The sequence below is a fragment of the Kitasatospora sp. NPDC018619 genome (assembly GCF_044391605.1).
In the GTDB taxonomy this organism is placed as follows: Bacteria; Actinomycetota; Actinomycetes; order Streptomycetales; family Streptomycetaceae; genus Kitasatospora.
The window spans coordinates 136,087-149,655 of the sequence record NZ_JBISAI010000016.1 but is presented as its reverse complement, the minus strand read 5'-3'; the positions used below and the strand labels follow the sequence as shown (position 1 = coordinate 149,655).

The following is a 13,569-nucleotide window of genomic DNA, read 5'->3' as shown; positions in this document are numbered from 1 at the left end:
AGGCAACTCCCGGCGGGATTTCGCGTTTTGGCCTCCGTGGCCGGCTGTCCGGGCGATCCGACGGCCGTTGTGAGTGAGGTCACATCACCCTTCCGGCGCCGTTTCTGACGCGGTTTGGGGCTCAGGGGGGTCGGTTATGGTGGGTTGGCCCAGACGCTGACGACAGAACGATCTGGTCTATCTCAACGGGGTGCCATCGCGGTGCGCGAGTTCGGTCTGAAACGGTGGATGCGGCAGTCCGCTCCGGAGCGGACCGGCGGCGCGGAGGAAACCGGAAGCCCGAATTCCTGGACCCTCCCGGCGGCCTGCGTGGCGGCGGTGTCACTGGCGGTGTTCGCCTGGTTCCGGCACACCCACGGGGCCACCATGGTCGACATGCTGGTCTACCGGGCGGAGGGCCAGGCCGTCGTGAACGGCGAGGACCTCTACGCGATGCGGCTGCCCGGCTGGGACCTGCCGGCCACCTACCCTCCGTTCGCCGCGATGCTCTTCGTACCGAGCACCTGGTTCGACGTGAGCACCCTGCGCGTCCTGGTGATGCTCCTCAACTACGCGCTGCTCGCCGCGGCCGTGCACCTGTCGCTCAGGCTGGCCGGCTGGCCGAGGCAGCACCGCGCGGCCGTGGTGGTCCTGGCGACCGGCCTGGGCGTCTGGCTGGAGCCGGTCTTCACCACCTTCCAGTACGGCCAGGTCAACCTCGGAATCCTCTGCCTGGTCTTGTGGGACCTGACCCGCCCGGACGGCCACCGCCTCAAGGGCGTGGGCATCGGCCTGGCCACCGCCATCAAGATCACCCCGGGGCTGTTCGCCGTCTACCTGCTCCTGACCGGGCGGGTCCGGGCCGCCCTCGTCTCGGCCGGCACCTTCCTGGCGGCGGGCCTGATCGGCTGGGCCGCCCTGCCCGACGCCTCGTACGGGTTCTGGACCACCTACCTCTGGGACCCGAGCCGGGTCGGCGTGACCGTCCTGGTGGACAACCAGTCGCTGCGCGGCGCCGTCTGCCGGCTGCTCGACGTCAACGACCCGGGCCTGGTCGGGCTCGTCGCCTCGGCGGTGGTCGCGGTGGGCGGGCTCGGGGTGGCGGTGCTGGCCGGCCGCTCGGCGCGGGTGCTGCGCCGGGCCGACGCCTGGGGCGCGGTCTGCGCCGCGCTCACCGCGCTGCTGGTCTCGCCGATCAGCTGGACCCACCACTGGGTCTGGTGCGTCCCGCTGCTCGCCCTGCTGGCCGTGGAGGCCCGGACCAGGGCCCGGCAGGTGCTGTTCGGCGCGGCCCTGGTCGTCTTCCTCTCGCACGTGATGTGGCTGGTGCCGCACCGGTGGGGGCGCGGGGTCGCCTGGTACTGGCAGCTGCCCGGGGCGATCTACCCGCCGATCGCGATCGCCGTCCTGGCCGCCCTGGGCGTGCGGCTGTACCGCGCCCGGCAACAGGCGGTGGCGGCGGCCGGCGGTGGGGCGCTGAGCCTGCTGACCGCCCGGCTGGACCGCGACCCCGCGCTGACCCGCCGGACCTGACGGCCCCGGACCCACGGACCCAGACCGGACGGACCAGACCTGACGTGACCACCCAGACCGCACCCCCGCGGCCGGCCGCCGTACCCGCCGCCCGCCGGCTGGCCGCCGCCGCCCTGCTCGGGCCGGCCCGGCGCACCGCGCTGTCGGCCCTCCTCTGCTTCGCGGTGACCTGCGCGATCGGCCTCCAGGGCTGGACGTCCGTCTCGCTCGGCGGCTTCGACCTCGGCATCTTCGACCAGGGCGTGCGCGGCTACGCCCACTTCGGGCTGCCCGTCTCGACGCTGAAGAGCTTCCACCACGAGTTCCCGCCCGGCTTCTCACTGCTCGGCGACCACTTCTCGCCGGTGCTGGCGCTGCTCGCGCCGCTCTACTGGATCTGGGACGACCCGCGCTCGCTGATCATCGGGCAGTCGCTGCTGTTCGCGGCCGGGGTGCCGCTGGTCCGGCGGATCGCCGGGCACGCCTTCGCCGGCGCCGAGCCGCGCACCGCCCGTCGGGCCGCCGACCTGGCCGGGCTGGTGTACGCGCTCGGCTGGCCGCTGCTGGTCGCCGCCCGGGTGGGCTTCCACGAGGTGGCGTTCGCCGTCCCGCTCACCCTGCTGATGCTGGAGCGAGGGCTGGCCCGCCGGTACGGCACGGTGCTGCTCGCCGCCGTGCTGCTGTGCTGCACCAAGGAGGACCTCGGCCTGATGGTCGGGGCGTACGGCCTGGTGCTGCTGCTGCGCACCCGCTGCACCGGGGACCGGGCGGGCCGCCGCACCGGCCTGGGGCTGCTGCTGGGCGGGCCCGCCGCCTCGGCGGCCGCCATCGTGTGGCTGATCCCCGCGATGGGCGGCGAGCCGGGCTACTACTGGAACTACGGCTCGCTGGGCGCGGACGGCGGCGACGCGCTGCGCAACCTGCTGCACGACCCGTTCCTGCTGGTGCAGGCCGCCTTCGACCAGCCGCTCAAGCCGCTGCTGCTGCTCTGGCTGTTCGGCACCACGCTGCTGCTGCCGCTGCGCTCGGCCACCGTGCTGTGCGCGCTGCCGCTGCTGGCCGAGCGGATCCTGTCCAGCAACCCCAACCACTGGTCGATCGCCCGGCACTACGACTCGCTGCTGTGGCCGGTCCTGCTCACCGCCGCCGTCGAGGTGCTGGGGCGGCTGAGCGCCACCGGACGGCCGGAGTGCGCCGTGCGCCGGGCGCGACGGCTGGGCCTCGGCGCGGCGGGCATCGCGCTGGTGGCGGCGGTGCCGATCGGGCTGGTGCCGCTGGTGCTGCCGTCCTCCTGGGCGCCCAAGCCGAGCGAGGCGGCGCTGGTGCGGGCGGCCGCGCTGGTCCCGGACGGGGCGTCCGTCGAGGCGGACAACCAGATCGCGCCGCGGCTGACCGCCCGCGCGGACGTGGTGCTGGTCGACGGCACGCCGCGCGGGCGCGAGTACGTGCTCGTCCGGGGCGACAAGCGGTCCTTCCCGTTCAGGACGGACCGGGAGCAGGCCGAGCGGATCCGGCTGCTGCTGGCGCACGGCTACCGGCAGCTGTGGGCCGAGGACGGGGTCGTGCTGCTGCACCGGGAGGGCACCGAGCCCGTCCCGGGCGAGCACGTGCCGGGGCCGGGCAGCAAGCCCGTCCAGGACGAGGTCCCGAGCGACGTGGGCCACAACCTGTTCCGCGGCTGAGCCGGGCCCCGACGCGCCGGAGGGCCGGCCGGGACGAGGCGTCCGGCCGGCCCTCCGGGGCGGTCAGGGGCGGTCCGCGTAGCTGCCGCTCTGGTGGGCGCCCTGGGGCGGTACGGCGCCGTAGCGGCCCGGCCGGTGGCCGCGCGGGTGGCGGGTCAGCCGGTAGCCGAGGATGCCGGCCAGCGCGGCCAGGAAGCCGCCGCCGATCGTCCAGTACCAGCGGCTGTTCCAGCCGGAGAACCAGCCGGTGTACCAGTGCTCCTCCTGGGCCACCGGGGCGGCCGCCTTGGCGGTACTGGCCCCGCCGCCGGCCGGCGGGACCAGCGGGGCCTTCAGCTCGCCGCCCTCCGGCTGGGCGTTGTCGGCGTCGCCCTTGGCGGCGACGTGCAGCCGGACGGAGGAGGCCAGGCCGAGGTCGGGCTGCGGGACGTCGCTGACCGACAGCCGCACGTAGTACGTGCCGGGCAGCGGGTCGCCGGACCACGGCTCGGCCCAGGTGCGGACCTCGCGCAGGGTGCAGTCCAGCGCCAGGGTGGCGGCGCCCTGCTCGGCGGTGGCGTTCTGGGTGCCGGCCGTGCACGCCTGGCGGCGGCGCAGCCCGTCGAAGACCTCGACGGACCAGGTCTGCGGACCGTGCCGGTCGGCCGTGGGGGCCAGGGTGACGTTCACGCCGACCGTCGGGGTCTGGCCCTCGGAGGCGCCGAACGCCCAGTAGAGGTAGTCGCCGGTGGAGACGGAGACGTCGGCGTCCTGGCCGGGGGAGAGGTTGACCGCGGTCAGGAAGGAGGTGCCGGCCTTGGTGGCCGGGGCCGGGGTGCCGTGGGCGCCGGCCGAGGGGGACGGCGAGGCGGCCGAGGCGGCCGGGGTGCCCAGCGCCAGGGCGGGCAGCAGGGCGAGGGCGGCGAGGGCGCCGCGGATCGTCGTACGCATGGTCAGTTCTCCCGCCAGACGGCGATCCGCCAGCGCGCGATCCAGCCGGAGACCAGCCCGAAGGCAAGACCGGCCAGGGTGAGGGTGAGCAGCAGGATCCAGCCGCGGCCCAGGCCCATCGCGGCGCCCTCCGGGGCGGGCGAGGCGGAGGCCAGGTCGACGGTCAGCTCCAGCGGCATGCCGGGGTCGGCCTGGACGCCGGCCTGCGGGGCCAGGGAGTTGCTGACGACCAGGCAGACGGTGGTCTCGGGCTTCTCCTTGGCGCCCTTGGCGGCGGTGGGGCTCGCGGTCACGTAGCCCTCGGAGTCGTCGGTGGACCAGCGCAGGCCGGTGGAGACCACGTCGGTGCGGCTGCTGCCGGCGTCGGTGCCGCGGACCAGCTCCTGGCCGGTCGCGCTGGTGGCCTGGAGCAGCACCCCGTAGTCCCGGGCCACCGGGCGGTCCAGGGCGACGCTGACCGAGGCGCGCAGCTCCTGGCCGGACTTGACCGGGACCTTGTAGACGCGGTGCTCGGAGAACTTCTCGCGGTCGGTGTAGACGCCCGGGGCGAGCACCGGGGCGTTCTCGCACCGGTCGGTGCCGGTGGTCTTGACCGGGGTCACCGTGTAGGTGTCGTTGGAGCGGTCGACCAGCTGCTTCACCTTGTCGGTGAGCTGCTCCTGGGTGCGGACGTCGGTGTAGGTGCCGCCGGTCGCGTTGGCGATGCAGAGCAGCTGCTGGCGGGTCTTGTCGTCGTGGGCCAGGCCCAGGGTGTCGACGACCAGGTGGATGCCCTGGGAGGCGAGCTCGCGGGCGACGTCGCAGGGGTCGGGCGGGGTGCAGGTGTCCTCGCCGTCGGTGATGAGCACCACGCGGCGGGTGGTCTCGCCCTTGCCGAGGTCCTGGGCGGCGCCGCGCAGGGCCAGCCCGATCGGGGTGAACCCGGTGGGCCGCAGGGTGGCGACGGCGGTCTTGGCCTCGACCTTGTTGGTCTTGCCGACCGGGTAGAGCTGCTTCGTGTCCTGGCAGCCCTGGGCCTTGTCGTTGCCGGGGTAGGTCGCGCCCAGGGTGCGGATGCCGAACTCGGTCTCCGCGGGCAGGGCGTCGATCACCTCGTTCAGCGACTGCTGGGCCACCGCGATGCGGCTCTTGCCCTGGATGTCGGCTTCCCGCATGGAGCCGCTGACGTCCAGGACCAGGTCGACCCGGGGGGCCTCCCTGGTCGCGGGAGCGGCCCCGGCTGATGGTTCGTCGGCGTGGGCGGGCAGGCCGAGGAGCAGCGAGGCGCCCGTTATCGCCACTGCCGCCAGCAGGCTGCCGAGCCTGGTCTGTGGTCGTCGTCCGGTAGTCACCCGGCCGATCCTAGGGATCATCAGTTCGCCGTGGCGAAACGAGTCCGGATCGTGCCTCGACCAGCTCCGGCGCGAACTCCGGCGCGCGGTCGGGGAGTCCGGGCCCTGACGGCGGCCTTACGCGCTCCGGGTAGCCTTCCGTCCACGACGGAGGGGAGCCGGGCGGGATGGAGCTGACGGCGGTCGGCAAGCGGTACGGGCGGCGGGAGCGGTGGGTCCTGCGCGGGGTCGACCTGGCGCTGGGGCCGGGCGGGTTGGTGCGGATCACCGGAGGGAACGGGAGCGGCAAGTCGACGCTGCTGCGGCTGGCCGCCGGGATCGAGCGGCCGACCACGGGGCGGGTGGCGCGGCCCGGCCCGGTGGCGTACGTGCCCGAGCGCTTCCCGCCGGCACTGCCCTTCGACGCCGCCTCCTACCTGCTGCGGGTCGGCCGGGTGCACGGGCTGTCGGCGGAGCGGGCGCGGCGGCGGGCGGGGGAGTGGCTGGAGCGGTTCGGTGTCGCGGACCGGGCGGGCACGCCGCTGAGCCGGCTGTCCAAGGGCACCTGCCAGAAGGTCGCGGTCGCCCAGGCGCTGCTGCCCGAGGCCCGGGTGCTGGTGCTGGACGAGGCGTGGACCGGGCTGGACCCGCAGGCCCGGGCGGTGCTGGACGAGGCCGCCGCCGAGCGGGCGGCGGCGGGCGGCACGGTGCTGTTCGTGGACCACGACCCGGCCCGGCTGGCCGGGCTGACGACGGCCGCGTACCTGGTCGGCGCGGACGGGGCGGTGCGGCCGGTCGAGGACGGGGCGCAGGAGCCGCCGGGGCAGGGCCAGGTGATGGAGGTCGAGGTGGACGTACCGGACGGCGCGCCGCTGCCCGCCGCGCTGCCGGGGGCGCCGGAGGTCACCGCGCTGGAGGGGACGGCGGTGCGGCTGGCGGTGCCGGCCGCGCACTCGGACGCGCTGCTGCGCCGGCTGCTGCTGGGCCGCCCGGCCGTGCGGGTGCTGGCGGTGCGGCGGCGCGGGGAGGGGCGGCGGTGACGGCGCGGCTCGGGGCGACGGCCCGGTACCACCTGGAGCTGCTGCTGCGCTCGCCCGCCTGGCTGCCGCCGTTCCTGGCGTACGCGCTGGTGCTGGTGGTCGGGGTGTCGGCGGGTGATCCGCTGCTGGGGAGCCTCGGCTTCGGCGCCGGGGCGCTGCTGCCGGTGAGCGCCTGGTACGTGCGCGCCGTGCTGGGTGCGGAGCCGCCGGCCTCGCGGGCCTGCCTGGTGGCGGCGGTGGGCCCGGTGCGGGTGCACCTGGGGGCGCTGCTGGCGGCGCTGACGGTCTCGCTGGTGCTGGCGGTCGCCCAGGTGGCGGTGGTCTGGTGGACCAGCGGACCGGTGGCGGACGCGGGGGCGCGGCAGGATCCGGGGGCCGGCCCGGCGGTGCTGGCCGGGCTGGCGGCGTCGGTGGCCTGTGCGCTGCTGGGGGTGCTGGCCGGGGCGGTGGCGAACCGTCCGCTGCTGGTCCGCGCCCAGTACGGCGTCCCGGCGGCACTGGTGCTGGCCGTACTGCTGCTGGCGGTGCCGGTCTCGCCGGCCAACGCGGCGGTGCGCGGGCTGGTCTCGGCGGCCCGGACCGGGCGGGTCGCGGTGCCGTGGGCGAGCCTGGCGGCCGCCGCCGTGCTGCTGGCGGTGGTCGGGGCGGGGGTGGCGGCGCTGGCGGGGCGGCGGGCGCAGTGACGGCCGGACGGGTGGGCGGCGCCGGCGGGCGGGGCGGCTCCGGCAATGGCGGACACACCGCGGCGAAGAGCCGTCCATACGGACAACCCTCGTTAGGGTGACGAATCGGGACACGGGGGCCGCACCGGCGCCCGCCCCGGCCGGCCTGTCCGACACCCTGGAAGGACCCCGCAGTGAGCAACCTCTTCGCGATCGCCTACCCGGACCTCGCCACCGCCCAGGCGGTGCGCGCCGAGGCGATAGGACTCCAGAAGCAGAGGCTGATCGAGCTGGAGGACGCGGTCGTCGTCGAGCGCCGCGAGGACGGCAGGATCAAGCTGCACCAGCAGGTCAGCACGACCGGGGCGGGCGCCGCGAGCGGCGCGCTCTGGGGCGGGGTCATCGGCCTGCTGTTCTTCATGCCCCTGGTGGGCGCCGCGGTCGGCGGCGCGGCGGGGGCGGCGGTCGGCTCCGCCACCGACATCGGGGTGGACGACGACTTCATGCGCCAGGTCGGCGAGCACCTCCGGCCCGGCAGCGCCGCCGTCTTCCTGCTGGTGCGCAAGGCCACCGCGGACAAGGTCGTCCCGGCGCTGGCCCGCTACGGCGGCCAGATCATCCAGACCTCGCTCTCGGCCGCCGCCGAGGCCGAGCTGAAGGCGACCGTCGAGGCCTCCCGGGCCGCCGCCGTCTGACCCTCCCCGCTCGACCGCGACTTCCAGGACGGCCCGTGGCGACACCCTCCGACGTGCCGGGGCCCGCCGGGTCGAGCCGGCCGGTGCCGACCAGGCGCACCACCGAGCTCGTCCTGGTGGTCGGCGCCGTCCTGGCCGCCGTGTTCGGCTACGTCGAGGTCGGCGTCAACCTGGACGGCCATGTCCCGGCGGACGCGGCCCGGTACGGCGCCGCGCTCGGCGTCCTCGCCTTGGCGGCGCACGCCGTGGTCCGGTGGCGGGCCCGGTACGCGGACCCGCTGCTGCTGCCGATTCGCGCGGGTGCGCGGGCTGATGATCGACGTGGTGGAGAACGGCCCCGGCGGCGACGCCCGGATCCCCGGGGCGGTGGTGGGCGGCAAGACCGGGACGGCCCAGCTCGGGGCGGGCACCGGCGGGACGCCGTACGCCTGGTTCATCGGCTGGGCCGTGCCGGTCGGCTCGCAGGCGGTGCCGCCGGTGGCGGTGGCCGTGGTGGTCGCGGACAGTGACGCGGCGGACGTCACGGGGAGCGGGCCGGCGGCGCCGATCGCCCGCTCGGTGATGCGGGCGGTGCTCGGCGGATGACCGGCCGGGCGGCCGGCGCAGGGGCGCCGAGCTGCCGTTCTGGCGCCCGGACGGCGGATGTGCCGTCTACGAAGTGTCCGGTTTGTGCATCGATATATGCCAATCTGGACAATGCGCCGGTTGGGACTGTTCGTTTGCGACACTGGTGCTTTCGCGGGGTACTGTCCCATGTTTGTTCGGTTGGTCCCCGATGACACCCCCTGGAAGCTCGGGTGACCGACTGCCAGGACAACCCTCCCCCCGCTCCGAAGGACCGCAGTTTTGGCCAGCAACACCCTTGGTGCGCGTCTGCTGCGACGCAAGCCCGTCTCGACACTGATCGCCGAGACCGAAGGCAAGGACGCCCTCCCGGCCGGTGCCCCCGAGGAGGGCGGGCGCTCCGGCATCCACCTGCGCCGCTCGATCGGCCTGTGGCAGCTGTCCTCGATCGGCATCGGCGCCACCATCGGCACCGGCATCTTCTTCGTGCTCAACAGCGCGGTGCCCTCGGCCGGTCCGGCCGTCATCCTGTCCTTCGTGATCGCCGCGGTCACCGCCGGGCTCACCGCGCTCTGCTACGCCGAGATGGCCTCCGCGATCCCGGTCTCCGGCTCCTCGTACTCGTACGCCTACGCCACCCTCGGCGAGGGCGTGGCCTTCGGCGTCGGCATCTGCCTGCTGATGGAGTACGGCGTCTCCGCCTCCGCGATCGCGGTCAGCTGGGCCCAGTACCTGAACAAGTTCCTCGACCTGGCCTTCGGGGTGACGATCCCCGAGCAGCTCGCCGGGGCGCCGGACGCCACCCACTGGTTCAACCTGCCGGCGCTGCTGCTGGTCGCCATGGTCTGCTTCCTGCTGATCCGCGGCGTCAGCGAGTCGGTGAAGGTCAACGCGGTCATGGTCGGGATCAAGATCCTCATCCTGATCCTGTTCATCGGCGTCGCGCTCACCGGCTTCCACTCCGGCAACCTGACCCCGTTCATGCCGCTGGGCATCGGCGGCGTGCAGGTCGCCGCGTCCAGCATCTTCTTCTCCTTCATCGGCCTGGACGCCGTGTCCACGGCCGGCGAGGAGGTCAAGAACCCGCGCCGCACCCTGCCGCTGGCGATCATCATCTCGCTGGTCGTGGTGACCCTGCTCTACATCCTGGTCGCGCTGGCCGGCATCGGCGCCCAGCCGTGGCAGAAGTTCGAGGGCCAGGAGGCCGGGCTCGCCCAGATCCTCCAGGACATCACCGGCCAGAGCTGGCCCGCGATGCTCTTCGCGGTCGGCGCGATCATCTCGATCTTCAGCATCACCCTCGTGGTGATCTACGGCCAGACCCGCATCCTGTACTCGATGGGCCGCGACGGCATGCTGCCCAAGCGCTTCGCCGAGCTGTCCCCGCGCAGCGGCACCCCGGTCTGGAACACCGTCGTGGTGGGCCTCGGCGTGGGCGCGCTGGCCGCCTTCATCCCGCTGAACGTCCTCGCCGACATCACCAGCCTGGGGACGCTGATCGCCTTCTCGGTGGTCTCCGTCGGCGTGATCGTGCTGCGCCGCACCCAGCCCGACCTGCCGCGCGGCTTCAAGGTCCCCGGCTACCCGGTCGTCCCGCTGGTCAGCGTCGGCTTCTGCATCTACCTGATCACCGGCCTGCACGCCGACACCTTCCGGGCCGGCGCGATCGCCCTCGTCGTCGCCGTGGTCGTGTACTTCGGCTACAGCATCCGGCACTCCCGGCTGGAGCGGGCGGAGCAGCCGTCCGTGCCGTCGGACAGCACCGCCCGCTGACCCGCAGGCAAACCCCGCGTGAAGGGCCGCCGACCGCCGACGCGTCCGGCGGCCCTTTTCGCGCCATCGCCCGTCCGGTGTCCGACTGCATGGCGACAGGGCCCGGCCTCCCCCCATAACCTTCCACCATGGTGAGCACCCGCACGCCCGGCCACTTCCGCCCGCGCGGCCGCTTCACCGGCCGCCGCAGAACGCCGGCGCACCCCTCCGCGCCCGAGGCGCCGTCCGGCCCCGGACGTCCGCCGCGCGGCTTCTCCACCCGGCCGTTCCCCCGACAGCGTGGCGAGAGCACCTTTCCGCCCACGCCCGATCGGCTGAACCCGGCCGGGCTCGCCCGGCTCGCCTCGATGCGGACCGTCCAGCTGCTCGGCTGCCTGGTCGCGGCCGGCTGGGCGGCGGCCTTCCCGCTCGTCTCCGACCTGGACAACCAGCGGCTGTGGGGCCTGATCGCGGCCCCCGCGTACGCCCTGGCCGGACTGCTCTGCCTGACCCTGCCGCGCCGCTTCGCGGCCCGGGCCGCCGCCTCGGTGGCCCTCGTCGGGGCCGTCCTGGTCCCGCTCGCCGTGCTCGCCCTGCACGGCCGCCACCAGTCCGAGGTGATGGTGGTCGAACGCTCGGCCCGCCTGCTGCTCACCACCGGCACCGCGTACCTGCCGCACCCGGTGGTGGTCACCGACTACAACCCGTACCTGCCGGCGATGTCGCTGTTCGGGATGCCGCGCCAGCTGTTCGGCGACGCGACCGCCTTCGCGAGGGTCGCCGGGGACGCCCGGATCTGGTTCGCGCTGACCTTCTTCGTCTGCCTGCTGGCCGCCTGGCGGCTGCTGCGGCCCGCCCGCCCCGACGGCGGCGACCCGCGCGCGCCGCTGCTGCCGCTGGCCGTCCTCACCGCCTCGCCCCTGATCGCGCTCGCGCTGGCGGTCGGCGGGGTGGACCTGCCGCTGATCGGCGTGTGCTGCCTGGCCATGGCGCTCGCCGAGCGGGACCGCACGGTCGCCGCCGGGCTGGTGCTGGCGCTCGCCTGCACCCTCAAGTGGACGGCCTGGCCCGCGCTGCCGGTGGCCGTCCTGCTGCTCTGGCGGCTGTACGGCCGGCGCCCCGCGGCCCGCACCGCGCTGATCGGCGTCGGGGTGAGCGCGCTGGTGATCCTGCCCTCCGCGCTGACCCAGCCGGACGCGCTGCGCGAGCAGGTGGTGCGCTTCCCGCTCGGGATGACGGCGATCCGCACCCCGGCGGGCAGCCCGCTGCCCGGCAAGGTGCTGGCCGGCTTCGGGCCGACCGGGCACGCGATCTCGCTGGCGCTGATGACCGTGGCCCTGGTCGGGGTGGCGATCTGGCTGCTGGCCCGGCCGCCGGTCTCCGCCATCGCCGCCGCCGACCTGCTGGCCGCCGGGCTCGCGATCGCCTTCACGCTGGCCCCGGCCGGGCGGTTCGGGTACCTGGCGCTGCCGGCGGTGCTGATGATCTGGCCCCGGCTGGCGGCCCGGCGCTGGAGCAGCCGGCGCCCCGTCCCGCCCGGCCGGGTGCGCGGCCGGCCGCTGCCCGCCCTGCCGCGGCGCTGAGCGCCGGGAACGGCGCGGCCCGCCCGGCCCCTCCCGGGAGGGGCCGGGCGGGCCGACGGGCCCGCAGGACTACCGGCCGCCGGCCTTCAGGATGGAGGCGACGGCCGGGCCGGCCGCGTCCACGCCGTGGCCGCCGCCCTGCACCTCGGCGGCCACCGCGAGGTTGCCGCGGTAGGCGGTGAACCAGCTGTTGGTGACGTCGACCCCGGCGACCTCGGCGGAGCCGGTCTTGGCGCCCGCGTTGTCGGTGATGCCGGCCATCACGTCCTTGGCGGTGCCGCCGGTGGCGGTGGCCGCCATCATCGCCTTCAGCTTGGCGTCCACGTCCGGGGAGAGCGGGCGGGCGGCCTTCTGCTGCGGCAGCTCGGCGACCAGGATCGGCTGCTTGAACTCGCCGCTCTGGACGGTGGCGGTGACCGAGGCGATGGCCAGCGGGTTCATCTGGACCTTGCCCTGGCCGATGTAGTTCATGGCCTGCTCGTCCTTGCTGCCCGGGGCCGCGGGCACCTTGCCGTCGGTGTTCGGCAGGCCGGTCTTCCACTCCATGCCGATGCCGAACACGTCCTTGGCCGTGCCGGACAGCGTCTCGGGCTTGAGGCTGGCCAGGCCCTGGTTGATGAAGGCGGTGTTGCAGGACATCATGAAGTCCTGCTGGAGCGTGTTGTTCGGGTAGGCGCCCGGGAACGAGTTCGGGATCGCGTGCGGGTTGCCGCTCTTCTCCGGGCAGGCCACCACGGTGTCCGGGTTGACGCCGTTCTCCAGCAGGGCCGCCGAGGTGACGATCTTCATCGTGGAGCCCGGCGCGAGCAGCCCCAGGAAGGCCCGGTTCTGGCCGGTGGCCGGCGAGTTGGCGAAGGCCAGCACCTGACCGGTGCTCGGCTCGATCGCGACGACGGAGCCGGGCTTGCCGGCCAGGTCGGTCATCGCCTTCTCGGCGGCGGCCTGGAGGGTGTTGTCGATCGTCAGCTTGAACGGCTTGCCGGGCTTCGGCTCGACGATGGTGAACAGCTTGTCCACCGGGCCCTTGCCGGCCGGGTCGGAGATCACCACCGCGCTGCCCGCGTCCTGGTCCTTGGCCGGGTCCGGCGGCAGCAGCTTCGCGGCGTTGTCCTGGAGGGTGGTCAGCAGCGTCGGGGTCAGCGAGGCGGCGCTCACCGGCTTGCCGTTGCGGTCCACCACGGTGGACGGCGGGGCGAAGACCGGCTGGACGGCGATGGTCTCGTTGCCGGACAGGTGGGGGTGGATCACCGACGGCGCCCAGTGCACGGCGGGGGTGTTGTCGCTCATCTTCACGACGCCCAGGAAGCCCTGGTAGTCCCAGGCCCGGCTGGTGCCCGCGAACTCGGCGCGCGCCTTGTAGGACATCAGCGTGCCGGTGGGCCCGGGCGTGGCGGAGGGGGACGGCGCGTCCCCGGCGCCCGGCGTCGCGGAGGCCCCGGCGGACGGCTTGGCGGCCGGGGCGGGGGAGCCGGTGGCGGCGGAGAAGACCTGCTGGGTGGTCGGACCGAAGGGGGTGAGGGTCAGCGCGCTCGGCTTGACCTGGTCCCGGAAGGCGGTCAGGCCGGCGGTGGCCGCGGCCGGGTCGTCGGTCAGCGAGGCCGCCTTGGCGATGTCGCCGGCCGCCCAGGCCGTCAGGAAGTCCTTCAGCCCGGCCGCCGCCTGCTCGGCGGTCGGCGGCTCGGCGACCACGGTGCGCGGCTTCTTGCCGCCGTTGCCGCCGTTCGACTCGTTCACCAGGCTGTAGACGCCGTAGCCGCCGCCCGCGAGGACGGCGATGGACACGCCGGTGATGATGCCGATCTTCGCGCCACTGCGCATGGTGCAGGTCCCCCAGGGGTCTCGCGGCCGGGCGCAACCGGC

At 74.8% G+C, this 13,569-nt stretch carries 11 protein-coding genes; 8 read left to right on the top strand and 3 right to left on the bottom strand.

Annotation, left to right across the window (positions count from 1 at the left end; all coding sequences use genetic code 11):
* Window positions 1–309 precede the first annotated feature (309 nt).
* Together ACH5AR_RS25055 and ACH5AR_RS25050 are read left to right on the top strand one after the other, a co-directional pair.
* On the top strand, window positions 310–1,512 hold the full coding sequence (locus tag ACH5AR_RS25055) for a glycosyltransferase 87 family protein (protein WP_396303738.1): 1,203 nt from the start codon (window positions 310–312) through the stop codon (window positions 1,510–1,512).
* A 44-nt stretch (window positions 1,513–1,556) separates the two neighbouring features.
* Window positions 1,557–3,173 carry a DUF2079 domain-containing protein gene (locus tag ACH5AR_RS25050; protein WP_396303737.1) on the top strand — a complete coding sequence of 539 codons (1,617 nt, stop codon included), beginning with the start codon at window positions 1,557–1,559 and terminating at the stop codon, window positions 3,171–3,173.
* A 63-nt stretch (window positions 3,174–3,236) separates the two neighbouring features.
* Here ACH5AR_RS25050 and ACH5AR_RS25045 read toward each other — a convergent pair whose 3' ends face one another.
* The gene (locus ACH5AR_RS25045) at window positions 3,237–4,103 is read right to left on the bottom strand and encodes a peptidase (protein WP_396303736.1); all 867 of its coding nucleotides are present in this window, start codon (window positions 4,101–4,103) and stop codon (window positions 3,237–3,239) included.
* Between the two features lie 2 nt (window positions 4,104–4,105).
* On the bottom strand, window positions 4,106–5,434 hold the full coding sequence (locus tag ACH5AR_RS25040; RefSeq protein ID WP_396303735.1) for a VWA domain-containing protein: 1,329 nt from the start codon (window positions 5,432–5,434) through the stop codon (window positions 4,106–4,108).
* 167 nt (window positions 5,435–5,601) lie between these two features.
* On the opposite strand from ACH5AR_RS25040, the gene ACH5AR_RS25035 reads away from it, so the two are divergent.
* The 6 genes from ACH5AR_RS25035 to ACH5AR_RS25010 all read left to right on the top strand — a co-directional run bounded on the left by ACH5AR_RS25035 (window position 5,602) and on the right by ACH5AR_RS25010 (window position 11,709).
* The gene (locus ACH5AR_RS25035; RefSeq protein ID WP_396303734.1) at window positions 5,602–6,453 is read left to right on the top strand and encodes an ATP-binding cassette domain-containing protein; all 852 of its coding nucleotides are present in this window, start codon (window positions 5,602–5,604) and stop codon (window positions 6,451–6,453) included.
* Window positions 6,450–7,136 carry an ABC transporter gene (locus ACH5AR_RS25030; RefSeq protein ID WP_396303733.1) on the top strand — a complete coding sequence of 229 codons (687 nt, stop codon included), beginning with the start codon at window positions 6,450–6,452 and terminating at the stop codon, window positions 7,134–7,136. Before ACH5AR_RS25035 ends, ACH5AR_RS25030 begins: the two co-directional genes overlap by 4 nt.
* Before the next feature lie 173 nt (window positions 7,137–7,309).
* Entirely contained in the window at window positions 7,310–7,810 is a 501-nt protein-coding gene (locus tag ACH5AR_RS25025) for a DUF1269 domain-containing protein (RefSeq protein WP_396303732.1), read from the top strand.
* Between the two features lie 180 nt (window positions 7,811–7,990).
* Window positions 7,991–8,395, top strand: a complete 405-nt coding sequence (locus ACH5AR_RS25020; protein WP_396303731.1) for a penicillin-binding transpeptidase domain-containing protein — start codon at window positions 7,991–7,993, stop codon at window positions 8,393–8,395.
* A gap of 261 nt (window positions 8,396–8,656) precedes the next feature.
* Window positions 8,657–10,147, top strand: a complete 1,491-nt coding sequence (locus ACH5AR_RS25015) for an amino acid permease (RefSeq protein ID WP_396303730.1) — start codon at window positions 8,657–8,659, stop codon at window positions 10,145–10,147.
* A gap of 128 nt (window positions 10,148–10,275) precedes the next feature.
* Entirely contained in the window at window positions 10,276–11,709 is a 1,434-nt protein-coding gene (locus ACH5AR_RS25010; protein WP_396303729.1) for a glycosyltransferase 87 family protein, read from the top strand.
* A 69-nt stretch (window positions 11,710–11,778) separates the two neighbouring features.
* On the opposite strand, the gene ACH5AR_RS25005 is transcribed toward ACH5AR_RS25010, so the two are convergent.
* A complete protein-coding gene (locus tag ACH5AR_RS25005) occupies window positions 11,779–13,527 on the bottom strand; it encodes a penicillin-binding transpeptidase domain-containing protein (RefSeq protein ID WP_396303728.1) in 1,749 nt (582 codons plus the stop codon).
* Window positions 13,528–13,569 lie beyond the last annotated feature (42 nt).